Raw genomic sequence first — 26797 nt, 5'->3', positions numbered from 1 at the left:
CAGATTGCTGGTTATATCCAGCAATTCGGTTAGCCGCAAAGATACAATTGCTGCTATCATATTACAAAACTAATTTCTTTTATGCAGAACTTGGTTAGATGGCCGTCAAAATCAATAATAAGCTTACCCTGATCGTCTACATCTGTTATCGTACCGATTACTTGTACGCCATCTATTAAAAATGAGCTAGGTGTGTTAAAGCGAAACAAACATTGTTTATACAGCTCCCGCTGTAAGAGGTGACCTCCTTTTTTAAGAACATGATATTGCTTGCTAACTGCGGCGCATAAAAGCTTTAATAACTTGTGTAGATCAAAATCTTTGTTCAATAATTTTTTTAGTGAACACGCTTTTGTTTTTTGGATGCCAAAAGATGTCTGGTTGACATTTAGTGCAATGCCAATGATGGCATGCTTCCACTTGCTACCGCGGATAATGTTTTCAATTAAAATGCCACCGATCTTTTTATTGTTGACGTAAATATCGTTGGGCCATTTGATTCGTACAGATTCTCCCAATATTGGCTTAATACACTCTATAATGGCTAAACTAATTGCTATATTAAGCCTGAACTGCTCCTTGGGGAGTAGAAAAGTGGGATTCAATAATATGCTAAGGGTAAGATTTTGGCCTGCCTCACTTACCCAAGTGTTGCCCGCCTGACCCTTACCTGCATATTGTTCAACTGCCATTATTACAGTTCCTTCTTGGTATGGCGTAGAATTTGACAGTTTAGATTTCAGGTAATCATTTGTTGAATTTACGCGTTGAAGAGTAATCACATTTTCTCCAACAATAAGTCCTAAAAAAGTGTTACTTTGCAAAGTCTTATTGACATTAGATGAAAAACTGTTCAAAATTATAATTTTTAATGGTAAAAAATAAAAAGGTTAAAGAATCTACCTATCTCTCAGAAGTTATTATACATGGTATTCAGGAGAAAAAAGGTAATGAAATAGTTAGATTAGACCTGCAAAATGTTTATAGTTCTGTGTCTGATTATTTTGTGGTATGTCATGCGGAATCAACAACTCAGGTAAGAGCAATTGCAAAAAGTGTAGAGGAGGAAGTTTATAAAACATTGAAACAAGATCCATGGAGAAAGGAAGGTTTGGATCACGGCGAGTGGATTTTACTCGATTATATAGATGTGGTGGTGCATATCTTTAAAACAGATAAAAGGCAATTCTATGCAATTGAAGATCTGTGGGGCGATGCAGAATTAAAGTATTTTCAAAGTGCGTAACGGGTTCTCCGCAGAATAAAACAAACAGCAAAAACAATTTATGAAAGAAAATATGTCAAATCAACCTGGGAAAATGAAGAAAATTCCGGGGAAAAAGATAGCCCCAAAGCCCCCAAAGTTTAACATTATGTGGCTTTGGGTAGCGATGATATTGGGCTTTATAGCATTACAGTATGTATTTACAGGAGAGAATGCAAAAGAAATCACCTATCAGCAGTTTGAGAATAAGATGCTTAAAGCAGGTGATGTAGAGAAGTTGGTAGCGTATAAGAGAAATGAGTTAATTGGTGTTGAAGTATATATCAAGAAAGACAGGCTCAAAGAAGACAAATACAAGGATGTTCAACCGAAGAGTAATAGCTTAAATTTATCTTCGGGAGATGCAGGGCCACAATATTTTTTTCAAGATGGTTCTTTTGATGCACTTGAACGAAAATTAAATGCTGCACAAGAAGGGTTAGCTGAAAATGAAAAAATTAATGTCACACTTCAAGAACGTAATAGCCCCTGGACCGGCTGGCTGTTGTCCATTATTCTACCTTTAGGGCTAGTCATACTGTTTTGGGTATTTATTATGCGCAGAATGGGAGGGGGTGCTGGCGGAGCTGGAGGCCAAATTTTTAATATAGGAAAATCAAAAGCTCAGCTTTTTGATAAGGAATCACAGGTAAATATAACATTTAACGATGTTGCCGGTCTTGAAGAAGCAAAGCAGGAAGTGATGGAAATTGTTGATTTTCTGCGAAATCCTAAGAAGTATACTAATCTTGGGGGGAAAATCCCCAAAGGCGCGTTGTTGGTAGGATCGCCGGGTACCGGTAAAACGTTATTGGCAAAGGCTGTAGCAGGTGAAGCTCAAGTACCTTTTTTCTCGCTTTCCGGTTCCGATTTTGTCGAGATGTTTGTAGGTGTTGGCGCTTCACGTGTAAGAGACTTATTTAAACAAGCGAAAGATAAGGCGCCATGTATTATTTTTATAGATGAAATTGATGCCATAGGCAGGGCTCGTGGAAAGAATAATATTGTTGGTGGAAATGATGAGCGTGAAAATACACTCAATCAGCTTCTAGTGGAAATGGATGGTTTTGGTACGGATTCAGGTATTATAATTTTAGCGGCAACCAACCGACCTGATGTGCTGGATTCGGCACTGCTAAGACCGGGAAGGTTTGATAGGCAGATATCTATCGATAAACCAGACCTTGTAGGACGTGAGCAGATATTTAAGGTCCACCTTAAACCAATAAAGTTGGCGGCTGATGTAGAAGCTAAAAAGTTGTCTGCGCAAACACCTGGTTTCGCTGGTGCAGAAATCGCCAACGTATGTAATGAAGCCGCCCTAATTGCCGCAAGGAGAAATAAAGAAGCTGTAGATATGCAGGACTTTCAAGATGCCATAGATAGGGTTATTGGTGGGCTTGAGAAGAAAAATAAAATCATATCTCCGGAAGAAAAACGTATCGTTGCCTATCACGAAGCCGGTCACGCTATTGCGGGATGGTTTTTGGAGCATGCCGACCCATTAGTAAAGGTTTCTATAGTACCAAGAGGGGTAGCTGCCTTGGGGTACGCACAGTATTTACCCAAAGAGCAATTTCTCTATACTACCGAACAGTTGATAGACGGCATGTGCATGACAATGGGGGGGCGTGTTGCTGAGGATTTGACCTTCGGAAAAATTTCTACGGGAGCACAAAATGACCTTGAAAGGATCACTAAACTAGCATACGCGATGGTGGGGATTTATGGTATGAACGCCAAAGTGGGAAATGTTTCCTTTAACGACAGCCAGGAGTCTCAATTCCAAAAGCCATATTCAGAGAAAACTGCTGAACTTATTGATCAAGAGGTCCGTAATTTGATCGGTGAAGTTTACGAAAAAACAAAACAATTGCTAACCGACAAGGCTGAGGGGCTTAAGGCGCTTGCCGAGAAATTACTGGAGAGAGAGATACTTTTCCAATCCGACTTAGAGGAGATTTTGGGTAAACGTCCTTTTGATCATCGTACAACGTATGATGAATTCGTTAATGGAGATGAAGGTTCCTCTGATCAACGGAAGGCGGCGGAAGGTCTAGTCCACGATGGTGTAGGGGATAACTCAGGAACATTTGAAAAGAATCAAAGCTCTGAAGATAAAAGTGTGTCTTAAGAATTGTATAGACATATTTGTTTAGTAAAAAATTGGTTCCAGAAGAACTCGAAAGCATTACTTTTTAAAAAGTAATGCTTTTTTATTACAGCGTCGTGTTCTTTTATAAAGGTCTTGTTAACGTGTGCTTGATGTTGAAGAAGTAAAAATAGATTATAGGGATTGACCATTTTCAACAAAATACTGTTAAATTGCAGTTTTTAATAATTAAGGATTTAATATGGAGGAAGCGACGGCCAAAGAAAGGATGCTCAAAAAAATTAGAAAAGCGCTTTTGACGAAACGGGATAATCCCTATCCCAACTTGGAGGAATTACCTTTGTACAAAGAGACAGAGGAAACACTTGAAGTACTTTTTGCTAAGAATTTTACAACTGTTGCTGGGAATTTTGTGTTTTGTGACGATGAAATCCAATTGATCGAGAATTTGTTGGCAATAGTGGAAAAGGAACATGCTAGGAGAATCTACGCGTGGGAAAAATCTATGCAGGAGCTATTGGATCGTTATGAGTTTCCTTATTTCAAATCGGATGCAGATTTTATCAATGCCCAAATTGGTATTACTGCTTGCGAAGCATTAATCGCTAGAACAGGAAGTATTCTTGTAACCAACGGGAATGCTTCGGGGCGTCGGATGAGCATATATCCCCATGTACATATTGTAATCGCCTATACTTCCCAAGTGGTAATGGACTTGAAAGATGGATTTAATATTGTGCGTGAGAAATACGCGGATAGTTTACCGTCAATGATTAGTACAATAACGGGACCTAGCAGAACGGCTGATATAGAAAAGACTCTTGTCTTAGGAGCGCATGGACCGAAACAATTATACCTGCTGCTAATGGATGATGGTATTTATGATGAGTAGTTAGCCAGCGGGAAAAAGTAACGCAAAAAAAGCTTTTTCAATACCAACCACCTATTTTGATGTAAATATTGCTAATCTACATGCTAATATAAATAGTTTTATTTACTAAATATATTAGTATATTTGCTGTATGGATTCCGTACAAAATGAAGCGTATTTCAAGGGGCGGGGAGCTCAGATTAATACACACAACAAATTCTTTAAGAATAAGTACGTTTGCGAACATATAGAAGGGTTGGATGAAGCATTTTTGGAAAATAGTGACACACAAGTTATAGAGACGCATCCAAAACATATTATCAGCAAAACGGATAGCCCAGACCTACGTCACCTGCAATCTATTAATCCCTACCAGGGATGCGAACACGGGTGTATCTATTGTTATGCCCGGAATGCACACGAGTATTGGGGTTACAGTGCAGGACTTGATTTTGAACGCAAGATCATTATAAAGAGAGATTGTGCAGAATTGCTTGAGCGGGAGTTTAACAATAAGCATTACGAGCCTTTAACAATTATGCTTTCTGGTAACACAGATTGCTATCAACCATTAGAGCGAAAGCTTGGGTTAACGCAATCGCTTTTGAAGGTTTTTTTAAAGTACAGGCATCCTGTGTCTATTATTAGTAAAAACAGTTTGATATTGCGGGATATTGATATTCTAAAACAGCTAGCTAAATTACAGTTGATACACGTGGCAATTACGATTAATTCCTTAAATGAGGATTTACGCCAGAAAATGGAACCGAGAACCGTAACAGCTATGGGGAGAATGAGGGTTATTGAGCGATTAAGCGAGGCAGGTATCCCCGTTATGCTGATGTGTGCACCGATTATTCCGGGATTAAACAGCGATGAAATGCCATCTTTAATTGAAAAGGCAGCGGAGCATGGTGCTCAAGCGGCTTCTTTCACGTTAGTACGACTCAACGGGGCGATTGGAGAAATTTTTAAAGATTGGATCTATAAGGCCTATCCGGATAGGGCAGAGAAAGTATTGCATGGAATTGCTTCCTGTCATGGAGGTAAACTCAATGATAGCCTGTTTGGAAGACGAATAAAAGGCGAAGGGAAGTTGGCCGAGAGCATTCACCAATTGTTTAAATTGGCTGCAACCCGATTCATGGGAGATAATAGGCTAAAGGAATTGAGAACAGATTTATTTACGCCTTTACGTGGAAAACAGCTTGACTTGTTCTAAAAAGTGCTATTTTTTTGGTATTTTCACGCACATTTAAGTTTACTCGATGGAAGCCTACATAACGCAAACGCCTGTTGCAAGTTTATTCTTTATTTTTACGATAATTACCAGCATATATGCCTTCTCAAACCATGAGGTTTTTGGGAAATTTATGTTGCACCCCTATAGTGTCAGCAGAGGTCAACGAATTTATACATTGCTTACCAGTGGTCTTATTCATAGAGATTGGGGGCATCTGTTATTTAATATGCTTACCTTTTTCTTTTTTGGTTTTCAATTGGAAAGGATTTTGGCATCTGTAAGCAGTTGGGGGCATACGCAATTTGCTTTGATATATATTGTAAGTTTGATACTCAGTGATATTACAACCGTTGTTAAGCAAAAAGACAACTACAATTACCATAGTTTAGGTGCTTCAGGAGCTATTTGCGCAATACTATTTAGCTTTATCCTTTTTCAGCCTACCACTTCTATTTTTCTGTTTTTTATCCCTATCCCAATTCCCGCAGTAATTTTTGGTCCTCTTTTTCTTCTATATTGCGTTTGGGCAGCGAAAGCGGCAAGAGATAGCATTAACCATGACGCTCATTTCTATGGTGCGCTTGTAGGAATTGTTATTACCATTATTTTGTACCCACAGGTTATGGGACATTTTTTCAGCGCAATTCAGCAGTTGATTGCTTAAAAAAATACGAAGTTCTTACGAACGCTTTAATACTAACTTTTAGAAAGCTCAATTTCTTCTGAACAAAGGAATTTGCCTCCTTGATCCGTTAAGAAGGTCATTGGATTTTCGGGGTCTTTAATGATTTCGAATAGCGTAAAGCCCCATGGTTTCCAGAAATTTTCCAGGACCTGTCCGTAGGTTTTTGCTTGGAAATTATCAAAAATTGGACGTATGTCCATTCCCATCAACGGCATGGGTTCAATAAAAATAATTTGTTCTGTCGGAAGTATGGTATACTCCGGTAATCTGTTAAATAGATACGCTGAATAGAAATACCTTCCGCAAATTTCTTCAAATTGAATAGGATGTAATTTGTTCCCATTTACCTTGTTTAACGTTTCGTGGTTATAGCGATCATTAGCACCGTTATCCTGTAAACATGCTACAATGCCAAAGTCTTTCATTCTCAATGAGAAGACCAGTGTATTTATCTCATCACGATAACTGAAGGTGTCTGCTGGATTGTCAACTTCAAACACGTTAATGCTGAAAGGTAGATTCCCCTCAAACTCAACGGCGTAAATGAGCGACTGTAACATGTAGTGGAGATTGGTGAACTTTTTGGCTAAAACCTGCGAAAAGTTCATGGATTCTCCACTTATCATCTGCTGGCGAATACCTATTTGTATTTCATTGAATACAATACCGTAAATAAGCTTCCCGATCCATTGAAAGAGTAAGAGCCTATCCAGTTTCTTGACTTCCTCATAACCCACTAGGAATGCCTTTTTTATTTGTTCCTCAAGCCTGTCTATATGCTGTGCAGTATCGATAGCGCAAGGCAGTTGTAGCTTTTTATAGGTGCTTATACTTTCATCCAGCAATTTAAAGGGTTTGTCTTCTAAACCAAAGCTACGCATTAACCAAGTAGGAAAAACTTGAATAGACTCTTCGCTAGATGATAAACGGTTTCCGCTGAGAAAACAGGCTTTGTTGTCGAAAGTAAAGTTCTGGAAAGGGTTATACAGCTTGTAAGACATTATTTTTCGGTTTTTCCATATTGTTTGTAATAATAATCTTGATAAGCACCGGAGGTTACGGTCGTTAACCACTCTTCGTTGGCGAGGTACCAGTCAACGGTTTTTTCAAGTCCTTCTTCAAACTGCAGGCTTGGGACCCATCCTAACTCCTTTTGTAGTTTGCTGGAATCGATCGCATAACGTAAATCATGGCCAGCACGATCTTTGACAAAAGTGATAAGTTTGGCAGAAGAACCTTTCTGACGGTTAAGTTTTCTATCCATAATAGCGCACAAAAGCTTGATCAAGTCTATGTTTTTCCATTCATTGTGCCCACCTATGTTGTAGGTGTCACCAGCTTTGGCCTGGTGGAAGATCATATCAATTGCTCTTGCGTGGTCTTCTACCCATAGCCAGTCGCGTACATTCTCCCCTTTACCATACACTGGTACTGGTTTATTGTTCTGGATATTATGTATAGCTAATGGTATCAACTTTTCAGGGAAGTGATGCGATCCGTAATTGTTCGAACAGTTGGAGATGACCGTGTTCAGTCCGTAGGTGTCATGGTAAGCACGGACAAAATGGTCCGAACCTGCTTTTGACGCTGAATAGGGAGAATGCGGGTCATATTTTGTTTCCTCTGTAAACACTCCCGTCTCTTCCAGTGCACCGTATACTTCGTCTGTACTAACGTGGTAAAAGCGGTTATGCCGCTGCTCTCCCGTCCAATACTTCTTTGCCGCATTCAGCAGATTTACCGTACCCACTATATTGGTCATCACAAACTCCAGCGGACTGCTGATGGAACGGTCAACATGCGATTCGGCGGCAAGATGTATAACAGCATCAGGCCTTTCTTCTGTAAAAAGCGCGTCAATAAAGAGCGCATCAGTAATATCGCCTTTGATAAAGCGGTAGTTAGCTTCGTTTTCTATGTCTTTTAAATTGGCGAGGTTACCGGCATAGGTCAGTTTATCCAGATTGATGATCTGGTACGAGGCATAGTTTCTTACAAAGCGCCGAACAACATGGGAACCTATAAAGCCGGCGCCACCGGTAATAATTATTTTCATCTGTTTATTTTTATTCGTTGTTTTCTGTCGTATCAATGAGCTCGCAAGCTCGGTTCATTAGAAATGAAATTGGTAAGAAGATAAATAAATTGTCATCCTTGAATTTTTAATTTCTCTCATGCCATTAATGTCTAAAAACAGACAGAAAAGTATATATTATACAATTCAAAAATTTAAACGAAAATAAAGCTTGTCTATTGCAATGATTAAGATAAGACTTTACAACCAACCCTAGGTCTCACTCGTGCACGCTAATTTTTGCCACTTTAGATAAAAGGATTCTTTTCTTTGAGATATACCTCCCAAGCCCAAGCGGAGCGCATCATTTCTTCTAGATCTAAGGTTGCTTTCCAGCCAAGTTCACTGGCAGATTTGGAGACATCCCCCCATACTTTCTCTATATCTCCAGCACGACGTGGACCTATCTCATAGTTTAATTTAACTCCCGTAGATGTTTCGAAAGCTTTGATAATTTCCAGTACTGAAAAACCGTTACCTGTTCCGATATTGAATACTTCATAATTGGCTTTGGATTTTTTCTCCTCCATCCTTTTAATCGCTGCCACATGTGCTTTCGCCAAATCTACCACATGTATATAATCTCTAACGGCGGAACCATCGGGCGTATCGTAGTCGTCTCCGAAAACGGTGATTTTTGCTCGCTTTCCAATAGCTGTCTGTGTGATGAATGGAACGAGGTTTTGTGGTACTCCAATGGGGAGTTCGCCTATCATGGCACTTTTGTGTGCGCCTACAGGGTTGAAGTAACGCAATGCAATTATCTGGTAATTTTTAAAAGCGTTGGCGGTATCGCTTAATATCTCTTCTGCTACCTGCTTTGTGTTTCCATATGGCGATTCAGCTTTCTGCACGGGAGCACTTTCCGTTACCGGCAGTTTAGTAGGCTGACCATAAACGGTGCAGCTGGAAGAAAATACAAAATTAATGTTCCTATTCTTAAATGCATTTAATAGGTTGATCAACGAGAAAAAATTATTTCTATAATATTTTAACGGCTCTTCTACCGATTCGCCCACAGCTTTACTGGCTGCAAAATGTATTAGACCGGTAATATCCGGATTGTTTTCGACAAAAGAAACTACTTTTTGTTCATCGCAAAGGTCAAATTCATAAAACTCAGGTATGGTGCCGGTAATTGCTTCAATCTGTGTAAGTACTCCTTTGTTTGAATTGGAAAGATCATCGATAATTACTGGTGTATAACCTGCCTCCTGAAGTTCAACTACAGTGTGGGACCCAATATATCCCGTACCTCCTGTAACAAGTATTTTGCTCATCTTATTTAATGCTTATTGTAATATTTAAAGTCTTTGTGTTTTATTTCTTGCTCCGGTAGTGATTTGAAGTATTCGTAAGTTATTTTAAGGCCTTCAACCCGGTCTACCTGAGGTTGCCAGCCCAGTATTTCCCTGGCTCTGGTGATGTCTGGTCTGCGTTGCTTAGGGTCATCTACTGGAAGCGCCTTATAAACAAGTTTCTGTCTTGTTCCTGTCAGTTTTATAATCTCTTCACCAAATTGTTTAATGGTAATTTCGTCTGGATTTCCTATGTTTACAGGCTGCGTATAGTCACTCATCAATAAACGATAAATACCTTCTACTTGATCATCTACATAGCAGAATGAACGTGTCTGACTACCATCGCCAAAAACAGTTAAGTCTTCCCCTCTTAAAGCTTGACCTATAAACGCAGGAAGTACTCTCCCATCATTTAATCGCATTCTAGGGCCATAAGTATTAAAAATACGTACAATCCTTGTATCCAATCCATGAAAGGTGTGATAGGCCATGGTAATAGCTTCCTGAAAGCGTTTTGCTTCATCATAAACACCTCTAGGGCCAACAGGGTTTACATTTCCCCAATATTCCTCGGATTGCGGACTAACAGAAGGATCGCCGTAGACTTCCGATGTGGAAGCAACTAAGATGCGAGATTTTTTAGCCCTTGCTAACCCTAATAGATTGTGTGTTCCCAATGAACCGACCTTTAAGGTTTGAATCGGAATTCTTAAGTAATCAATTGGACTTGCGGGAGAAGCAAAATGTAAGATGAAATCCAGTTCTCCCGGCACGTGAACGAACGTTGAAACGTCATGGTTATAAAATTCGAAATTTTTAAGTTTAAAGAGATGTTCTATATTTCGCAAATCCCCTGTGATGAGATTATCCATGCCAATAACGTGGAAATCTTCTCTAATAAACCTATCAGACAGATGTGAACCTAAGAAACCTGCTGCACCGGTAATGAGTATACGCTTTCTAGACATAGGCGCTATGTAAATTGTTTAGAATTATCTTTGGCGAAGATAAACAAATTGAATATAATTGCCGTTTCTAATCATAAACAATTACTTCACAAAGAAGTAATACTTTTGCAAACATTATTAATCCTACCTTATGTGGATCCTTTATAATCTTGGAATTTTTTTAGGGCAAATTTTTGTTATCGCTGTTGCCCCCTTTAATCGTAGAATACGCAAATGGAGGAAAGGCCGCAAAGGACTTTTGCAGCTGATTGAACAACAAGTTGATCGCTCGAAACCACATACTTGGTTTCATTTTGCTTCTTTGGGCGAATTTGAGCAGGGACGTACGGTTTTGGAAGCCTATAGGGTACGATATCCGAAGAAGTTAATTTTGGTCACTTTTTTTTCACCTTCTGGTTATGAGGTCAGGGCTAACTATGCGAAGGCAGATCATGTTTTTTATCTGCCCAATGATACGCCGGGAAACGCCAAAAAGTTCATTGATCTGATTAACCCTGAGATGGTTTTTTTTGTTAAATATGAATTTTGGCATAATTATTTCAAGGTGCTGCATAAACGTCATATCCCTTTGTATCTAGTCTCAGGAATTTTTAGAAAAAATCAGGTGTTCTTTAGATGGTATGGTGGTTTCTTTAGGTCTACCTTAAAATTTGTAACGCATTTTTTTGTGCAAAATCAGGAAAGCGCCTCTTTGTTACAAAGTATAGGAATTAGATCGATTTCACTTTCTGGAGATACACGTTTTGATAGGGTGTCTAACCTCTCTAAACAAAATAGAAATATCGAGGTAGTGTCTAAATTTGTGGGAGATCATCGTGTGCTCGTGGCAGGAAGCACCTGGCTTCCTGATGAAGAGTTAATTATGTCCCTTAGACAGGTTTATCCAGAGTGGAAACTAATCATCGCTCCCCATTTGGTTACGCCAACACACCTGCGTGAAATTGATAACCGATTTAAGGATAGCGTACTTTTCTCCGTGCTTAACGGTAATGTTAATCAAAATGAAAAGAACCCTTCAGTTTTAATCATAGATAATATCGGTATGTTGTCCTATTTATATAGCTACGCAGATATTGCATATGTAGGGGGAGGGTTCGGTGTAGGCATACATAATGTTCTTGAAGCTGCTACCTACGGCATTCCAATAATATTTGGCCCTGAATATCATAAATTTCAAGAAGCAAAGGATCTTATAAAAGCAAAAGCAGCTTTCAGCGTACATCATCTTCAGGAGTTAGTGGCTATATTTGAAAATCTACAATCAGATGAAGTACGCAAAGAAACTGGCGATCGAGCATATGGCTACGTGCAACAACAAGCAGGAGCAACGCAACGAATTATGGATTATCTGGAAACTTAGATAACATGTATTTTACCGGCCCCTGATCTACTGTTGCCAGCTTGCCTTATAGATGAAAAGCAGCAAATACAAAGTAGTGCAATGGGGTGAACAGTTAAATAACTTTTGATTCCCTGATTTTTTTTCTAAAGAATTTTCCAGGGAGAAATTTGCTAGCCCATATTACTTTGATTTCAGGTCCAGCAATAAATATCTCTTCTTTTTGTTTGGCTAAATGCGGGCTTAACTTTTTTACAAATTCTTCTACACTCATGGCGTTGCGATGTACATCGTCCTTTTTTAGGTAGAGCTCTCCATTCCCCTTTAGCGCTTTTTCTCCGAGTGAGGTATTAACAAATCCCGGGCAAACCATACTGATATGGATGTTACTTGCATATATCTCAGGTCTTAAGGATTCAAAATAACCATGTAGGGCATGTTTCGATGCTGCATACGATGATCTGAGTTGCGTGCCGATTTTTCCCATTAAACTGCTGATAACGATAATATGACCACGGCCTTGTGAGAGCATGCTAGGTAATAACGCTTGTGTAATTGTCACAGGTCCCCAGTAATTTACAGTCATAATTTTTTTTGCAACGGTGATATCCGTTTCCACAGCTAATGCCCTTTGGGTGATACCGGCAGTATGTATGACGGTATCAATCCGACCAAAAATGCGCAAAGCTTCCTGTGTTTTTTCTACTAATGTATCGTTTTTTTCGAGGTCTAAGGGCAGAACATGGATATTCATTGGATTAGCCTTACATGTTGTCTTTACATGGTATAAGCCGTCTCTCGAACGGGCAGATAAAATAAGTCTTGCCCCCAATGAACTATAATGTTTAGCTAGTGCCGCCCCAATGCCGGAAGAAGCACCAACTATCCATATCACTTGGGTATTGATAGGTGGAGTTATTTTTCTTTCTTTTTTTCGTTTCATGGATACCGTTTTGTTTTAATATACGCTTGAGAGATTTAATGGTCTATGAAAAGTTCCGAAGCAATTAAATCTGCTATAAGTTTACCTGTTACGGTAAGCGTTAAATGGTTTTCCCTTTTTATGAGTTGTCCACGTCTCTCAAATGGCTGTGCGGTATATATAATTTTTTCTACATACTCCTTGCCAAAAGTACTTTCCAGAAATAAGAGGTCAACTCCCCAAATTGTTCGTAAGGAGGTCATCAAATATTCGTTTATTCTATTCACTGTTGTTAATACTTCGATCTCTGCTGGGACCTCGTTGGTAGACAATGATGCCATATAACGGGCGTTATTATTAATATTCCACTGTCGTGTAGATCCATTAAAAGAATGAGCAGATGGCCCAATACCTAAATAGGGAATCGATTGCCAATAGTTTGTATTGTGCTGCGAATATTGATTAGGGAACGAAAAGTTTGAAATTTCATAATGCTCGTATCCCGCAAATTCTAAGGTTTTAATAAGCTGCATAAACTGCTGGGCACTTTGATCTTCATCCATTGGCCGTTGCTTACCTACTTTCACGAAGTGATCGAGCGCCGTGCGAGGCTCTACCGTCATACTATAAGCAGAAATATGTGGAATGCCTTGTTCAACTAAACAGTGAATATTAGCCAACCATTTCGTGTCGTCTAACAAGGGATAACCATAAATAAGATCAGCAGTTATATTGTCGAAACCTGCATCTTGTGTTTTTTTGATAGCTCTTTTGGCTTCAAAAGCATTATGAGCACGATTCATCCATTTTAAATCTTCATCAAAAAAGGATTGTATCCCAATACTTAACCTATTAACCGGTGTATTTCTTAATGAAGCTAACTTTTTGGTGCTTAAATCGTCTGGATTAGCCTCCACCGTGATTTCTGCATGCACGTCAATCGTATAATATTTAGCAACAGTATCAATAAGAAGGTTAATTTCATTTTCGCTTAGTAAAGAAGGGGTCCCGCCTCCAAAATATAACGTTTCAATCTTTTGCCTTCCTAGGTAAGTCGACTGTAACGATATTTCACGAAGCATAGCTTTTAGCAGGTCACTTTTATATTTGAGAGCCGTGCTAAAGTGGAAATCACAGTAGTGACATGCCTGTTTACAAAATGGGATATGAAAATATACACCGGCCATAACGCAAATTTAGTGTTATGGTACCAGTGTATGTCAATTAAAGATATTTAAATTTTATTTTTTCTCTGGAACAGTCCAGAAATATATAGTAGAACCCTCTACGTTAATCTGTTTCTCAGGTTTCCAGTCTCCCATGTCAAATGCATGTGAAACGATTCGCGTGCCGGGTTTTAGAGTTTCCAGTAATTTTGAACGTAATCGTAGGTTTACATCTGGAAGAAGGTAGAGCGTTACAACAGAAGCATTACTAAAATCTACTTTGAATAAATCACTTTCAATAAATTTCACTTTATCGGTTAGCCCTTCTTTTTTAAGATTGGCATTTGCTTCTTCGATTCGTTGTGGATCTATATCTACACCAACGCCAGTAGCGCCATATTTCTTTGCTGCCGTAATGACGATACGCCCATCACCACATCCTAAATCGTAAATGACGTCGTTTTTATTAACTTTTGCCATATTCAACATGGCTTCAACCACTGCCGGCTTTGTTGGAACATAGGGCACATCCAGGGTTTCGTAAGAGCTTTGAGCAAAAGCGCCAAAGCTTCCCAATAACATTAAAATACTACTCAATAAAAATCGAGGCATGCTCAATTTTATCCGTCTATTTGTTGAATATGTTTGATTCATAGTAATTAATTTTAATAAATAATTTGTGGTTAGTTTTTCTTGTTAAACAATGCGTATATCTTATTATTTGAATACTAGGTTATTACACAATATTGTTACCTTTTTTTATCAAGGGCATCGTTAGTAAAAGTATCCCTCCTATAATTAACACGATCACACCTACAAATGCCCCGATGCCCGTATAGGCTAAACTGGAATATAAGAGATAGGTACTTGTCGTACAAAAGATGATAGGTGTTATGGGATATAATGGAACACGGAAAGGTCTTTTAACATGAGGTTCTTTTATTCGGAGAATAAAAAGGGCTATCCCAACCAAGAGGAAGAAAAACCAAAACACAGGAGCCGTATAGTCTATGATCGTTTCAAAGCCACTTCTTGTAAATAAGCCTAAGCCGATCAAAGCCAGCGATATGAGTGCTTGGATCAATAATGCATTAATGGGCGACGAAGTTTTTTGATTCCATCGACCTAGCGCTTTGAAAAAGTTAAAGTCGCGTCCTAACGCATAATTGGTGCGCGCTCCGGTAAATATGGTGGCGTTCGCTGAAGTAAGAGCCGCTATAACGACCAGTATACTGATCAGCACGGCACCGTATTCACCGTAAATACTACGCATCAACTGTGCGCCAACGGCATCTGTTGACGCGATGCCCTCCAATCCCAGAATTTTTAGATAAGCCAGATTAATGAGAAGGTAAATTATAGTAATGCTAACAATACTCCAAATAAGTATTCCTGCCATTTTTTTTCTGCCAGATTGTAATTCTGCAGAGATATAAGCGGCCTCATTCCATCCACCGAAGGTTAGAAGCACAAAAACCAATGCAAGCCCAAACGATGGGGTAGAAGCGCTGGCTGTCGTTTCTTGTATCGATGAGGGAGTGGCTGGAGATGAAAAGAATAACCCAGAAAAAACAATCATCAGGATGCCTACAACTTCTATTAATGTCAGCAATTTTTGTGTGGAGGTCCCAAAATTAATGCCGATAATGTTTATAGCAGTTAACGAAATTACTACAATCGATGCATATATTGCTGAGGAATATGGACCTATATCGTAAATTTGAGCTGTATAATCGCCTACAATATAGGCTAATAAAGCGATTGAACCTGTTTGAATAATACTCATTCTTGCCCAAGCAAATAGAAATGATAAACGCTGACCAAAGGCCCTTCGAAGAAAATAATAATCCCCGCCAGCATTTGGAAACGTGGTGGTAAGTTCTGCGTAACATAGAGCGCCTATTAATGATATAATCCCACCGAGAAGCCATGATCCTAAAAAAAAATAGGTGTCTTGGGTGTTTGCAGCAATAATGGATGGTGTTCTAAAAATACCTGCGCCTACTACGATACCTATGATGACAGCAACAGCATCAATCATTTTTAGTTTTGGGGCGGGGGCATTCTTTTCGGGAGCTTGATGGGGGTTGAAGGAATTTGAGGCTTCGCTTTTTAGTGTCATCTATAATGTCGTTTGATCAGTAATAATAAGACGTTCATTATCAAATTGTTTTATTTTTTTGTGGTTTATTCAAAATAAAAGTAATTTTTTTGAGTGAATTTATATTTGGAGGTTAAAATAGCCGTTTATGCCGGTGTGAATTTTTTGTTACAAAGGCGATTGGATGAAGGGTGAAAGTTTTTTATGAAATTTTAATATCTTTGGCGCGCAGATACTGCTTATTACTAGATAACAAATTCTAACGGAAGTATAATCTTTGAAGTCCGCAATTCAATAAAGGACACGACATGAGTCTACCTGCCTGCAGTAGACAAGCCTGCCTACCGCAGGCAGCTGATAATTGAAAGAAAAAAAAATAAACAGATGAAATACAAACGTATCCTACTCAAACTTAGCGGAGAAGCCTTAATGGGTAACAAACAATACGGTATCGATATTGATCGTGTGGCCCAATATGCACAAGACGTAAAAACAGTGTATGATCAGGGAGTCGAAATTGCTATAGTAATAGGCGGGGGGAACATTTACAGAGGGTTAAGTGCTGAAAAGGCTGGCATGGATCGTGTGCAGGCTGATTACATGGGGATGTTGGCTACGGTTATCAATAGCATGGCTCTGCAAGATGCACTTGAAAAAGCTGGTATGAAAACACGCTTGCTGACAGCCATAAAAATGGAACAAATCTGCGAACCATTTATTCGTAGAAGGGCGGTAAGACATCTAGAAAAGGGAAGAATCGTTATATTTGGTGCAGGCACCGGTAATCCTTATTTTACAACTGATACAGCAGCTTCGTTAAGAGCTATTGAGATCAATGCAGATGTCGTATTAAAAGGTACCAGAGTTGATGGAATATACACTGCTGATCCGGAAAAAGATCCCAATGCCACAAAGTTCGATCAAATTACTTTTCAGGATGTTTACAATAGAGGCTTGAACGTAATGGATATGACAGCCTTTACGCTTTGTCAAGAAAATAAATTGCCAATTATTGTTTTTGATATGAACAAAACAGGGAACTTGACCCGTTTAGCTAAGGGCGAAACTATAGGTACCTTGGTGAAAGATTAATCAATCAATAACAAAAGAGCATCAGGGCTTAAGGTAAGGCGGTTATACCACTTTTCTTTCAAACCTTAAGCCCCCATAAACTTTTAACTTAAAAGATCTTTCAGTGCTTTATCCACTTTTGTGAAGCCAAATGCATTGAATATTTTTGAAAATTGATTGGTAATTTCCCCGTTCTGCAAATTACCTATACTGCCTTCATGTGTATGATTTACTTCTTTTAGGGGTTTGAAGGTGCCGGCTTCAATATTTAGTCCAATGGCTTTGTAAGCCTCCCGGAAAGGCACACCTTTTAATACTTCGTTGTTCACCACTTCTACACTGAATAGGTAATCGTACTTTGGATCATTCAGTATATTTTTATTTATTCGGACATTACTTAACATAAGCTGCATCATCTGCAAACAGTCGTTTAAAGAAGTGAAGGCTGGGAATAAATTTTCCTTGAGAAGCTGTAAGTCTCTATGATAGCCCATAGGCAAATTGGTCGTTATTAGCGTAATCTCATTTGGTAAAGCCTGTATCTTATTACAACGTGAACGGATGAGTTCAAATACATCTGGATTTTTTTTGTGAGGCATAATACTCGATCCTGTAGTTAACTTATCAGGAAAACTAATGAACCCGAAATTCTGATTCATATAAAGACAAGCATCCATGGCCAATTTTGCAAGAGTTGCAGCAAGCACGCTCATTGCCTGTGCTAATATACGTTCTGTTTTTCCCCGGCCCATTTGCGCATATACAACATTATAATTTAACGTTTCAAATCCCAACAACTCCGTGGTCAACGTACGGTTCAACGGAAAGGAAGAGCCGTAACCCGCTGCAGAACCTAAAGGGTTCTTATTGCAAACTTTCCACGCAGATAATATTACTTCCAGGTCGTCCACTAGGCTTTCGGCATAAGCACCAAACCACAAACCAAAAGATGATGGCATGGCAATCTGGAGGTGTGTGTAACCGGGCATTAATACCTCTTTATGTTGATTGCTGAGATTAATGAGGAGCTCAAAAAGACGCTTCGTTTCATGAACCAATTGACTTATTTCACTTCTAAAAAAAAGCTTAAGATCAACCAATACTTGATCGTTTCTGGATCTCCCACTGTGGATTTTCTTACCAGCATCACCAATACGCTTGGTAAGCAGAAGTTCGATCTGAGAGTGTATGTCTTCTACATGCTCTTCGATTAAGAAATCTCCCGCTTCAATTTCATGGTATATATTTTTAAGTTCATCTTGGATTAGACCGAGCTCTTTTTTTGAGAGTAGTCCGATGCTCTCCAACATCTTCGTATGGGCCAATGAACCTAATACATCAAATGGGGCCAGATCTAAATCTAAATCCCTATCGTTACCAACTGTGAATTTTTCTACTGACTGCTCTACCGCTGTTTCCTTTTGCCAAAGTTTCATCTGCGTATAATTATTTTGTTATGAGAACTTAAATGTCCGAAGCTGAGGTGCTACATTTTACACTACAACCTGTGTTAGCATGTCTATATATATGCTAATGCCTTCTTCAATTTCGCGAATATAAATAAATTCATCAGCACTGTGGGATCTTGCAGAGTCTCCAGGACCCAATTTCAGCGAAGGTATGTTCAATAGTGCCTGGTCACTCATCGTCGGAGAACCATATGTTGCTCTTCCAAGCGCAAGCCCAGCCTTTACAATAGGATGGTCCACCGGTATGGAGGAAGGGGAGAGCCGTGTTGAACGTGGCTGCACATCAGCTTCTACGTGTTCGCGAATAATATCTAGTACTTCATGATTTTGATAGGCATCTGTTACCCTGACGTCTACTACATATGAGCAAGTGGCCGGGATGACATTGTGTTGGGATCCAGCATTGATCATCGTTACGTTCATCGAAATCGGGCCAAAAATATTAGACTCTTTTAGAAATCGATAAGATCGGAACCATGCAATATCTTTCATAGCCTTGTAAATGGCATTTTCTCCCTCATTTCTCGCAGCATGACCAGACCTCCCTTTAACAGTGCAGTCGAGTACCATTAACCCTCTTTCGGCAATGGCTAATTGCATCAAGGTAGGCTCTCCCACGATAGCAAAGTTAAGCTTACCTAATGCTGGAAGAATGAGTTCTATACCTCCACGTCCCGAAATTTCTTCCTCTGCAGTTGCTGCAATGCATATATTGTACTTTAATTGTTTCAGCGTATAAAAGTGTAAAAAAGTAGCGATTAAGGAAACCAAAGCTCCCCCAGCATCATTACTACCTAAGCCAAAGAGCTTACCGTCTATAATTTCGGCAAGAAAAGGGTCTCTGCCATATCCCGTATTGGGTTTAACCGTGTCATGATGTGAATTTAGTAAAATTGTAGGTTTTTCAGGATCATAAAATTTGTTATAGGCCCATATGTTATTTCCCTTTCTATGTGTAGAAATGTTTCTAGCATTAAAAAAATGCGCAATTAAATCACCTGTTTCTTTTTCTTCCTTACTGAAAGAAGGTGTTTTAATGAGCTGTTTTAATAACGATATGCTATCTTCCAATAAGTGTTGCATAAGCTAATCTTTATATAGCCCTCCGGCCCGTTCGGCAGATAGTTTGATCCCCTTAATGAAGGCAGAGCTAAAGCCGTAATGCTCCATTTCATTTAAACCCGCAATGGTGCAACCTTTTGGGGAAGTCACCTTATCAATTTCACTTTCTGGATGGCTTTGCATCTGTAATAATAGATCGGCTGCACCTTTGGCCGTTTGAATAGCCATTTTTAACGCATCATGAGCATGAAACCCAATCTCTACACCTCCTTGCGAAGCAGCTCTTATACTGCGCAAGAAAAAAGCAATACCACAAGCACAAAGGGCTGTGGCAGAAGTCATCAGGTCTTCGTTGATGGTGACTACAGAGCCAACCGTTTCAAATAGTCGGGTTACTTCTTCCATATGATGCTCGCTGGCCTTATCAGATGCAATACAGGTCATGGATTGTCCAATGGCAATAGCAGTGTTAGGCATTGCACGGATCACTTGGGAAGTATCACCAAGTTTGTTACGGATATCCATACAACTTACGCCAGAGATAACTGAAACGATCAACTGTCTTTCTGCTACTACTACGGGGGCTATTTGATCTAGTACTTGATCAAGTTGTTGTGGTAATACAGCTAAGACAACGATCTCAGCGCCAGCAATTGCTGAAATATTGTCTTCGGAAACGTCGAAGCCCATAGAAACCACCTCTGATGGTATATTTTTAAGGCTTCTACGAGTTAAGGTGATGTCAGTAGGACTGCTGTAGTGTTTGTTAACCAAACCCCTAGCTAAGGATAAACCGATATTTCCACTCCCAATAATTGTTATTTTAGGCATAATATGTTTGTTAGGTATTCTATATCCCTGTTTGTTACACTTGCTGATTGATCGTTGTTCCAGCATCGGTGTTTTGCAGATCATCCGCATGTTTAATGATGACTTCGCTCACTCCTGCAGACAGCGCGTCAAAAGCATTGTCTAATTTAGGAATCATGCCATCAGCAATAATGCCAGATCGTTTAAGATCGTTATAGTTCAAATTATTGATATGCTGAATCACTGACGAGTCGTCGTTTATATCACGGAGCACTCCCTTCTTTTCAAAACAATAGATGAGCGCCGTTTTATAATGAGACGCTAAACCTACAGCAAGGGCAGAGGCAATCGTGTCTGCATTAGTATTTAATAATTGCCCGGAGCCATCATGACTTATCGCACAAAAAACGGGATAAAGACCAATTTCTATTAAATTTTTGATTTGTTCAGTATTAATCGAAGAGGTGGTCATATCACCGGCAAAGCCATAGTCGATTTCTCTCACGGGTCTTTTTACCGTTTTGATGGTGTTTGCATCGGCTCCGCTGAGACCGATAGCATTACATCCAACAGCTTGTAAAAGAGATACAATAGTCTTATTGGCGAGTCCAGCATATACCATCGTTACCACCTTTAACGTCTCTTCATCGGTAATTCTCCTTCCCATTACCATTTTAGCTTCAATTCCCAATTTGTTGGCGAGCAGACTGGCAATTTTACCGCCTCCGTGTACTAAAATTTTCTTTCCGGGCAATTTAGCAAAAGCTTTTACAAACCTTACCAAGGTGCTCTCATCCTCTACAATGTTGCCCCCAATCTTTATGATATTTAGTTTTTCCATGCGCTATTTGTAAGCGTTAAATGATATCCTGCTTATCATCGCTTTTTTTCACAAACTTTAAGAATATTCACTAAACCATGTTGATAAGCATTCTTTTCAATACAACCTGTGCAGCCCAAACCCTGTTGCCTGCTTCTTTAATTACCAAGGAGTTAGGTCCATCAAGTAATTCAGAAGCTAACTCTAAATCCCTTCTAACAGGGAGGCAGTGCATGACTTTTGCGCTATTTGTAACGCTTAACTTTTTAGCATCTGGCATCCACTCGGTTCCGGTTTCCAAGACTTTACCATAGGCTTTGTAACTCGACCAATTTTTCACGTACACAAAATCTGCGTTCCTGAGGGCTTCTTCCTGATTCAAAGTGATCGTCGCCCCTGAAGTAAAAACTTCATCAAGTTCATATCCATCAGGGTGAGTAATAGTAAAGTCAATGAGGCCTTCCGCTTTAGCTCTGCTCATCCATTCGGCAAAGGAGTTTGGCACAGCCTGGGGCAGTGCTTTTACATGAGGAGCCCACGTAAGTACTACTTTAGGTTTTCGTCCCGAAGGTGTGTGTTCGATAATGGTGATTAAGTCGGCTAAGCTTTGAAGTGGATGGCGGGTTGCACTTTCTAAACTTACAACCGGTTTATTACAATAGGTGACAAACTTGTTGAATAAATCCTCACTATAATCTTCCTCTCTGTCTTTTAATCCTGGAAAAGAACGTATACCTAAGATGTCGCAATATTCTCCCATTACAGCAGCGGCTTCCCGTATATGTTCTACCGTTGTGCCGTCCATTACTACACCGTCGCGTGTTTCTAAGGCCCAGCCATCTTTATCCATGTTCATTACCATGACATCCATACCCAGATTGATGGCAGCCTTTTGAGTACTTAAACGTGTGCGTAGGCTAGGGTTTAAGAAAACGAGGCCTAACATCTTGTTTTGGCCTAAATTTCTCAGAGCATATGGGTTTTTTTTCTGCTCCAGCGCTTCTTTCACGATAGCTGATAAGTTGTCTACATTAGAGACCGAAAAAAATTGCTTCATCTTTATTCAATTAGAATTTATGCTAAATTTAACCTTTTCTGAAAAGCTTCCAGAAACCTGTCGGCTTCTTTTTTTTGCAAGTTAAGCGCCGGTAGGAGCCTGATAACATTTGGTTTCGCTTCTCCTGTAAAAATATGATCTTTAAACAGTAAGTCTTTTTTTAGTTGGTTTAACTCCTCTGGTAGATCTATTCCGATCATTAGTCCTTTACCACGAACTTCTTTCACCTTCTCAAATCTTTTTAACTCTTTGCTAAGATAGTCGCCTATCTGCGCGGCATTGTTTATCAACTGGTTGTTTTCAATTGTTTCTAATACGGCTAAAGCCGCCGTACAGGCCAGGTGGTTTCCGCCAAAAGTAGTGCCTAATTCTCCAAACCATGGTTTTATTTTAGGAGAAATAGCTATAGCTCCAATTGGAAATCCGTTGCCCATCCCTTTGGCCATACTATAGATGTCAGCATCTACATCCGCGTAATCGTGCGAATAAAATTTGCCGGAACGCCCGTAACCACATTGCACAGCATCTGCGACAAATATCGCGTCGTATTCGGTGCATAATTTTCTGATTTTCTGAAGAAAAGAAACGCTGGCTTCCTTAATACCACCAACTCCTTGTATACCTTCGATAATAACTGACGAAATTTCAGATCCGTATTTCTCAAAAAACGCCTCCAGTGCAACCTCGTCATTCCAAGGAAGAAACGTAATATGGTCGGTCTCGTTTACAGGCGCAATAATTTTGGGATTATCGGTTGCCGATACGGCCAATGATGTTCTTCCATGGAAAGCACCTTTAAAGGCAATTACCCTCTTTCGATTATTATAGAATGAAGCGAGCTTAAGGGCATTTTCATTTGCTTCAGCGCCTGAGTTACAGATGAATAATTGAAAATCATCTTTGCGAGATACCTTGCCAAGTAATTCTGCCAATTGTGCCTGGGGAGGAATTTCAACAGAATTGGAATAAAAGCCTAACTTATTTAGCTGATCGGTTATTCTTTGGATATAGTGCGGGTGGCTGTGACCAATAGATATAACCGCATGCCCCCCATATAAATCTAAATATTCGGTTCCTTGTTTGTCGTATACATAGGAGCCTTTTCCTTGTACAATTTCAATAGGATTTATGGGGTATACGTCGAATAGTTTCATTTTTATTGATTTTGAGCTAAAAACCGGATGATAACAACAGTTGTCTTACTCTTTTATTTATTGCAATCATGGCTAATCATCCGACCCTTCCTACAGTTAAGTTAAAAAACACAAAACGGTGTTCGACCGTTTTATTTTATAGCGTCGGGGTGAAATGCCCTTAGGCTATTTACGGACTGACTGTTTCCATAGCTTAAAAGGCTGTTCCTTTTAAACGTAGGCCTAAAGTTTCATCTAAACCAAACAGCAAATTCATATTCTGCACCGCTTGTCCGCTGGCACCTTTTAAAAGATTATCGATGATAGAGATAATCAATAATTTATCACCATGCTTTTCTAAATGAATAAGTGCCTTATTTGTATTCACCACTTGCTTCAAATCAATGTTGTTCTCGCTTACATGAGTAAAAGCATGTGGTTGATAATAGGTGTTATAGATTTCATAGGCGTCTACCAATTGTAGCTCGGAAGAAATATAAGCGGAGGCCAGTATCCCTCGGGTAAAATTACCTCGTTGTGGGAGAAAATTGATGTTATCCTTGAAGTCGGGTTGCAGTTTTAATAGACTCTCACCTATCTCATGCAGATGCTGATGTTCAAAAGCTTTATAGATTGACAAGTTATTGTTTCGCCAACTAAAATGGGAAGTAGGTGAAAGGCCTTGACCCGCTCCTGTTGAACCTGTAGTGGCATTAATATGTATTTCGTTTTTTAACAGACCTTTGGCTGCCAAAGGTAACAGTGCCAGCTGGATGGCGGTTGCAAAACAACCAGGGTTGGCAATATGCTGGGCATTTTGTATCCTATCTTTTTGCAGTTCAGGTAACCCGTATACAAAAGCACCTGCATTCTCAGCTAGTCTGAAATCCTGGCTGAGGTCTATGATTTTTATAGAAGTGTCTATTTTGTTATTGTCTAAGAATTTTTTAGCGGCGCCATGCCCCACACAAAGAAATAGCACGTCAATTGCCTGACTTAATTGATCTGTGAATATTAAGTCAGTGTCTCCAAACAAATCGGCATGAACGGTATAAACAGGTTTACCTGCTTGGCTGTTACTGTTTACGAAAATCAGCTCTACCTTTGGATGATTGATCAGTATTCTGATCAACTCTCCTCCTGTATATCCTGCCCCACCTATAACTCCTACTTTAATTTTATCCATTTTGCTAGTGTTTAGAAATTCAGTGTCAGCTGCTGATCGTCGGTGAGAGGGGAATAGTTTTTAAGTCTTTTCACCTGTTAAGCGACTGATGCAGTGGCTAACAACATAAGTGTGTTGATTTTATTTCTGATTGACTTTATGCCAGATCATCACTTGGTTACCAAAAATTTTCGAAAAACCTTTTACATCCTCTCCTGTCCAAGCATTATTCATCTCACCATAGCTACCAAATTTGTTAGACATCAGGTCATGGGCAGAGGTGATGCCTATAATATTAAACCGGTACGGATGAAGTTCTAGCTGCACGTCACCGCTAACGGTTTCCTGCGACTGTTGCAAAAAGGCTTCAATGTCACGCATCACAGGGTCATGAAACTGTCCCTCATGCATCCAATTACCGTAAAAAGAAGCTAGTTGATCTTTCCAGCTCAGTTGCCACTTTGTTAAGGTATGTTTTTCTAACGTATGGTGTGCCTTGATAATGATTACTGGTGCTGCCGCCTCAAATCCCACACGTCCTTTTATCCCTATTATAGTGTCTCCTATATGTATATCTCGACCGATGCCGTAAGGTTGAGCGATTGCCTGTAGTTGCTGAATTACTTTTACCGGGCCAAGATGATCCCCATCTATGGCTACAGGTTCGCCGTTCTTAAATGTTAAGGTTATACGTTTGCTCTCAGTAGTTGTAACAGGTGTAGGCCATGCTTCCTCAGGAAGCGTTTCATGGGACGTTAATGTTTCCTTTCCGCCAACGGAGGTTCCCCAAATGCCCTTGTTGATTGAGTATTTTGCTTTTTCAGCATTATAGCTCACACCATGGTTGTGTAAGTAATCAATCTCTGATTCACGGCTCAGCTTTAGATCACGAATAGGAGTGATGATTTCAACATCTGGGATGAGGATATTAAATATCATGTCAAATCTAACTTGATCATTCCCTGCACCAGTGCTTCCATGTGCTACATATGAGGCTCCTATCTTTTTAACGTAGTTGGCTATGGCCGTAGCCTGGCAAACTCTCTCAGCGCTTACAGAAAGCGGATAGGTCGCATTTTTTAATACATTCCCAAAAATGAGGTACTTAATACTATCGTTATAATAATTTTGTGTTTCGTCTACCGTCGCGTGAGAGGCAACACCTAACTCGTATGCGCGAACCTCTATCTGTTTCAGCTCCTCATCAGAAAAACCGCCGGTATTAACGATAACCGAATGCACTTCAAGTCCCATATCTTTTGCAAGATAAATCGTGCAGAAAGAGGTGTCTAATCCTCCACTAAATGCTAATACTACTTTTTTATTCATTTTGTCTATTTTTTGGTGAGCCAGCTGGTAGCACCTGTCTAGCATAATGTGACGATTGTTAGTCGAATGCGAGAAGTAAAGATCCTATAATTTTACTGCGTCTCCGTAAACTTAATTCTATGCGTTTTAATAGTGAATGCTTCTTTTGCATTTGTTTTAGCCGTTCCTTTGCTTTTGCCTTTTGCTCAATTTTTTGGCGTAATTCTCTTTCTTTTTCCGCCGGGTCCCACAGCATGGCAGTGCACATACAGTTTTTACGTTCTTTACTCATCAAAATGTCGTAATTTACGCAACTTTGGCAACCCTTCCAAAACTCCTCGTCCTGTGTTAATTCGGAATAGGGAACGGGTTCATAACCTAGATCAGAATTTATTTTCATAACGGCAAAACCGGTGGTCAGCCCGAATATTTTGGCTTTAGGATACTTTTCCCTTGACAATTCGAATATGCGCTTTTTAATAGCTTTCGCTAGCCCTTCTTTTCTGAAGGTAGCATTTACTATGAGCCCCGAGTTAGCCACGTATTCCCCGTGACTCCAAGTTTCAATGTAGCAAAAGCCGGCCCAGGTGCCATCCTTATGAAGTGCTATGACGGCTTTACCCTCAAGCATTTTATTGACAATATATTCAGGTTTTCTACGTGCAATACCTGTCCCTCGCGCTTTGGCAGACTCTGCCATTTCGTTACAAATCTGCTCAGCATATCCTATATGCGATTCATTGGCAGGAATAACAACAAAATTTGAAGTATTCATTGAATGAAAATGACCCAAGAGAACAAAACAAAATAACGCATTTTGCTCTAACGTTTGATTTAAATTATCTGTTTGTTAAT

General features: G+C 39.6%; 25 protein-coding genes. 7 read left to right on the top strand and 18 right to left on the bottom strand.

Going from position 1 to position 26797, the window contains the following annotated elements:
- Window positions 1-56: 56 nt before the first annotated feature.
- Window positions 57-857: a biotin--[acetyl-CoA-carboxylase] ligase gene (locus H8S90_RS04210; protein ID WP_187341342.1), complete on the bottom strand. Its 801-nt coding sequence runs from the start codon at window positions 855-857 to the stop codon at window positions 57-59.
- Between the two features lie 14 nt (window positions 858-871).
- On the opposite strand from H8S90_RS04210, the gene rsfS reads away from it, so the two are divergent.
- From rsfS to H8S90_RS04185, 5 genes are all read left to right on the top strand, one after another.
- Window positions 872-1246, top strand: a complete 375-nt coding sequence (gene rsfS / locus H8S90_RS04205; RefSeq protein ID WP_187341341.1) for a ribosome silencing factor — start codon at window positions 872-874, stop codon at window positions 1244-1246.
- 40 nt (window positions 1247-1286) lie between these two features.
- Window positions 1287-3398, top strand: coding sequence for an ATP-dependent zinc metalloprotease FtsH (gene ftsH, locus H8S90_RS04200; protein WP_187341340.1), 2112 nt, complete (start codon window positions 1287-1289; stop codon window positions 3396-3398).
- Window positions 3399-3618: 220 nt separating this feature from the next.
- The gene (locus H8S90_RS04195) at window positions 3619-4269 is read left to right on the top strand and encodes an LUD domain-containing protein (RefSeq protein ID WP_187341339.1); all 651 of its coding nucleotides are present in this window, start codon (window positions 3619-3621) and stop codon (window positions 4267-4269) included.
- 130 nt (window positions 4270-4399) lie between these two features.
- On the top strand, window positions 4400-5470 hold the full coding sequence (locus H8S90_RS04190) for a PA0069 family radical SAM protein (protein WP_187341338.1): 1071 nt from the start codon (window positions 4400-4402) through the stop codon (window positions 5468-5470).
- A 46-nt stretch (window positions 5471-5516) separates the two neighbouring features.
- Window positions 5517-6155: a rhomboid family intramembrane serine protease gene (locus H8S90_RS04185; RefSeq protein WP_187341337.1), complete on the top strand. Its 639-nt coding sequence runs from the start codon at window positions 5517-5519 to the stop codon at window positions 6153-6155.
- A 32-nt stretch (window positions 6156-6187) separates the two neighbouring features.
- Here the strand turns inward: H8S90_RS04185 and H8S90_RS04180 are convergent, their stop codons facing one another.
- From H8S90_RS04180 to H8S90_RS04165, 4 genes are all read right to left on the bottom strand, one after another.
- Window positions 6188-7177 (bottom strand): hypothetical protein, encoded by a 990-nt coding sequence (locus H8S90_RS04180; RefSeq protein WP_187341336.1) that lies wholly within the window; start codon window positions 7175-7177, stop codon window positions 6188-6190.
- Window positions 7177-8232, bottom strand: coding sequence for a dTDP-glucose 4,6-dehydratase (rfbB, locus tag H8S90_RS04175; RefSeq protein WP_187341335.1), 1056 nt, complete (start codon window positions 8230-8232; stop codon window positions 7177-7179). The genes H8S90_RS04180 and rfbB overlap by 1 nt, the downstream gene beginning before the upstream one ends.
- Before the next feature lie 266 nt (window positions 8233-8498).
- Window positions 8499-9530 carry a UDP-glucose 4-epimerase GalE gene (galE, locus tag H8S90_RS04170; protein WP_187341334.1) on the bottom strand — a complete coding sequence of 344 codons (1032 nt, stop codon included), beginning with the start codon at window positions 9528-9530 and terminating at the stop codon, window positions 8499-8501.
- Window positions 9531-9535: 5 nt separating this feature from the next.
- Window positions 9536-10519 carry a UDP-glucuronic acid decarboxylase family protein gene (locus H8S90_RS04165; RefSeq protein ID WP_187341333.1) on the bottom strand — a complete coding sequence of 328 codons (984 nt, stop codon included), beginning with the start codon at window positions 10517-10519 and terminating at the stop codon, window positions 9536-9538.
- A 130-nt stretch (window positions 10520-10649) separates the two neighbouring features.
- On the opposite strand from H8S90_RS04165, the gene H8S90_RS04160 reads away from it, so the two are divergent.
- A complete protein-coding gene (locus H8S90_RS04160; RefSeq protein WP_187341332.1) occupies window positions 10650-11879 on the top strand; it encodes a 3-deoxy-D-manno-octulosonic acid transferase in 1230 nt (409 codons plus the stop codon).
- A 94-nt stretch (window positions 11880-11973) separates the two neighbouring features.
- On the opposite strand, the gene H8S90_RS04155 is transcribed toward H8S90_RS04160, so the two are convergent.
- The 4 genes from H8S90_RS04155 to H8S90_RS04140 form a co-directional block, all read right to left on the bottom strand.
- Window positions 11974-12801 (bottom strand): SDR family NAD(P)-dependent oxidoreductase, encoded by an 828-nt coding sequence (locus H8S90_RS04155; protein ID WP_187341331.1) that lies wholly within the window; start codon window positions 12799-12801, stop codon window positions 11974-11976.
- Between the two features lie 35 nt (window positions 12802-12836).
- Window positions 12837-13967, bottom strand: coding sequence for a radical SAM family heme chaperone HemW (gene hemW / locus H8S90_RS04150; RefSeq protein ID WP_187341330.1), 1131 nt, complete (start codon window positions 13965-13967; stop codon window positions 12837-12839).
- 54 nt (window positions 13968-14021) lie between these two features.
- On the bottom strand, window positions 14022-14600 hold the full coding sequence (locus H8S90_RS04145; RefSeq protein WP_187341329.1) for a cyclopropane-fatty-acyl-phospholipid synthase family protein: 579 nt from the start codon (window positions 14598-14600) through the stop codon (window positions 14022-14024).
- An 82-nt stretch (window positions 14601-14682) separates the two neighbouring features.
- Window positions 14683-16068, bottom strand: coding sequence for an APC family permease (locus H8S90_RS04140; RefSeq protein WP_187341328.1), 1386 nt, complete (start codon window positions 16066-16068; stop codon window positions 14683-14685).
- A 363-nt stretch (window positions 16069-16431) separates the two neighbouring features.
- Between H8S90_RS04140 and pyrH the strand changes: the two genes are divergently transcribed.
- The gene (gene pyrH, locus H8S90_RS04135; RefSeq protein WP_222852235.1) at window positions 16432-17139 is read left to right on the top strand and encodes a UMP kinase; all 708 of its coding nucleotides are present in this window, start codon (window positions 16432-16434) and stop codon (window positions 17137-17139) included.
- A gap of 83 nt (window positions 17140-17222) precedes the next feature.
- On the opposite strand, the gene argH is transcribed toward pyrH, so the two are convergent.
- The 9 genes from argH to H8S90_RS04090 form a co-directional block, all read right to left on the bottom strand.
- Window positions 17223-18554: an argininosuccinate lyase gene (gene argH, locus H8S90_RS04130; protein WP_187341327.1), complete on the bottom strand. Its 1332-nt coding sequence runs from the start codon at window positions 18552-18554 to the stop codon at window positions 17223-17225.
- A 57-nt stretch (window positions 18555-18611) separates the two neighbouring features.
- Window positions 18612-19670, bottom strand: coding sequence for a M20 family metallo-hydrolase (locus H8S90_RS04125; RefSeq protein ID WP_187341326.1), 1059 nt, complete (start codon window positions 19668-19670; stop codon window positions 18612-18614).
- A gap of 3 nt (window positions 19671-19673) precedes the next feature.
- The gene (proC, locus tag H8S90_RS04120; RefSeq protein WP_187341325.1) at window positions 19674-20480 is read right to left on the bottom strand and encodes a pyrroline-5-carboxylate reductase; all 807 of its coding nucleotides are present in this window, start codon (window positions 20478-20480) and stop codon (window positions 19674-19676) included.
- A 34-nt stretch (window positions 20481-20514) separates the two neighbouring features.
- Entirely contained in the window at window positions 20515-21300 is a 786-nt protein-coding gene (gene argB, locus H8S90_RS04115) for an acetylglutamate kinase (RefSeq protein WP_187341324.1), read from the bottom strand.
- Window positions 21301-21370: 70 nt separating this feature from the next.
- On the bottom strand, window positions 21371-22336 hold the full coding sequence (locus H8S90_RS04110) for an acetylornithine carbamoyltransferase (protein ID WP_187341323.1): 966 nt from the start codon (window positions 22334-22336) through the stop codon (window positions 21371-21373).
- A 17-nt stretch (window positions 22337-22353) separates the two neighbouring features.
- Window positions 22354-23490: an aspartate aminotransferase family protein gene (locus tag H8S90_RS04105; RefSeq protein WP_187341322.1), complete on the bottom strand. Its 1137-nt coding sequence runs from the start codon at window positions 23488-23490 to the stop codon at window positions 22354-22356.
- A gap of 193 nt (window positions 23491-23683) precedes the next feature.
- Window positions 23684-24655: an N-acetyl-gamma-glutamyl-phosphate reductase gene (gene argC / locus H8S90_RS04100; RefSeq protein ID WP_187341321.1), complete on the bottom strand. Its 972-nt coding sequence runs from the start codon at window positions 24653-24655 to the stop codon at window positions 23684-23686.
- Between the two features lie 120 nt (window positions 24656-24775).
- Window positions 24776-25963 (bottom strand): argininosuccinate synthase, encoded by a 1188-nt coding sequence (gene argG, locus H8S90_RS04095; RefSeq protein WP_187341320.1) that lies wholly within the window; start codon window positions 25961-25963, stop codon window positions 24776-24778.
- 58 nt (window positions 25964-26021) lie between these two features.
- Entirely contained in the window at window positions 26022-26717 is a 696-nt protein-coding gene (locus tag H8S90_RS04090) for a GNAT family N-acetyltransferase (RefSeq protein ID WP_187341319.1), read from the bottom strand.
- Window positions 26718-26797 lie beyond the last annotated feature (80 nt).

The organism is Olivibacter sp. SDN3, assembly GCF_014334135.1.
In the GTDB taxonomy this organism is placed as follows: domain Bacteria; phylum Bacteroidota; class Bacteroidia; order Sphingobacteriales; family Sphingobacteriaceae; genus Olivibacter.
The sequence above is the reverse complement of the archived record's forward strand: the minus strand, read 5'-3'. Positions and strand labels throughout refer to the sequence as shown.

Coding starts and splice junctions, on each gene's coding strand:
- H8S90_RS04125 (WP_187341326.1), bottom strand. CDS start 19,670: ATGCAACACTTATTGGAAGATAGCATATCGTTATTAAAACAGCTCATT.
- H8S90_RS04180 (WP_187341336.1), bottom strand. CDS start 7,177: ATGTCTTACAAGCTGTATAACCCTTTCCAGAACTTTACTTTCGACAAC.
- hemW (WP_187341330.1), bottom strand. CDS start 13,967: ATGGCCGGTGTATATTTTCATATCCCATTTTGTAAACAGGCATGTCAC.
- H8S90_RS04105 (WP_187341322.1), bottom strand. CDS start 23,490: ATGAAACTATTCGACGTATACCCCATAAATCCTATTGAAATTGTACAA.
- argG (WP_187341320.1), bottom strand. CDS start 25,963: ATGAATAAAAAAGTAGTATTAGCATTTAGTGGAGGATTAGACACCTCT.
- H8S90_RS04110 (WP_187341323.1), bottom strand. CDS start 22,336: ATGAAGCAATTTTTTTCGGTCTCTAATGTAGACAACTTATCAGCTATC.
- pyrH (WP_222852235.1), top strand. CDS start 16,432: ATGAAATACAAACGTATCCTACTCAAACTTAGCGGAGAAGCCTTAATG.
- proC (WP_187341325.1), bottom strand. CDS start 20,480: ATGCCTAAAATAACAATTATTGGGAGTGGAAATATCGGTTTATCCTTA.
- H8S90_RS04160 (WP_187341332.1), top strand. CDS start 10,650: ATGTGGATCCTTTATAATCTTGGAATTTTTTTAGGGCAAATTTTTGTT.
- rfbB (WP_187341335.1), bottom strand. CDS start 8,232: ATGAAAATAATTATTACCGGTGGCGCCGGCTTTATAGGTTCCCATGTT.
- galE (WP_187341334.1), bottom strand. CDS start 9,530: ATGAGCAAAATACTTGTTACAGGAGGTACGGGATATATTGGGTCCCAC.
- ftsH (WP_187341340.1), top strand. CDS start 1,287: ATGAAAGAAAATATGTCAAATCAACCTGGGAAAATGAAGAAAATTCCG.
- argC (WP_187341321.1), bottom strand. CDS start 24,655: ATGGATAAAATTAAAGTAGGAGTTATAGGTGGGGCAGGATATACAGGA.
- argB (WP_187341324.1), bottom strand. CDS start 21,300: ATGGAAAAACTAAATATCATAAAGATTGGGGGCAACATTGTAGAGGAT.
- H8S90_RS04185 (WP_187341337.1), top strand. CDS start 5,517: ATGGAAGCCTACATAACGCAAACGCCTGTTGCAAGTTTATTCTTTATT.
- H8S90_RS04155 (WP_187341331.1), bottom strand. CDS start 12,801: ATGAAACGAAAAAAAGAAAGAAAAATAACTCCACCTATCAATACCCAA.
- argH (WP_187341327.1), bottom strand. CDS start 18,554: ATGAAACTTTGGCAAAAGGAAACAGCGGTAGAGCAGTCAGTAGAAAAA.
- H8S90_RS04145 (WP_187341329.1), bottom strand. CDS start 14,600: ATGAATCAAACATATTCAACAAATAGACGGATAAAATTGAGCATGCCT.
- H8S90_RS04140 (WP_187341328.1), bottom strand. CDS start 16,068: ATGACACTAAAAAGCGAAGCCTCAAATTCCTTCAACCCCCATCAAGCT.
- H8S90_RS04195 (WP_187341339.1), top strand. CDS start 3,619: ATGGAGGAAGCGACGGCCAAAGAAAGGATGCTCAAAAAAATTAGAAAA.
- rsfS (WP_187341341.1), top strand. CDS start 872: ATGGTAAAAAATAAAAAGGTTAAAGAATCTACCTATCTCTCAGAAGTT.
- H8S90_RS04090 (WP_187341319.1), bottom strand. CDS start 26,717: ATGAATACTTCAAATTTTGTTGTTATTCCTGCCAATGAATCGCATATA.
- H8S90_RS04165 (WP_187341333.1), bottom strand. CDS start 10,519: ATGTCTAGAAAGCGTATACTCATTACCGGTGCAGCAGGTTTCTTAGGT.
- H8S90_RS04190 (WP_187341338.1), top strand. CDS start 4,400: ATGGATTCCGTACAAAATGAAGCGTATTTCAAGGGGCGGGGAGCTCAG.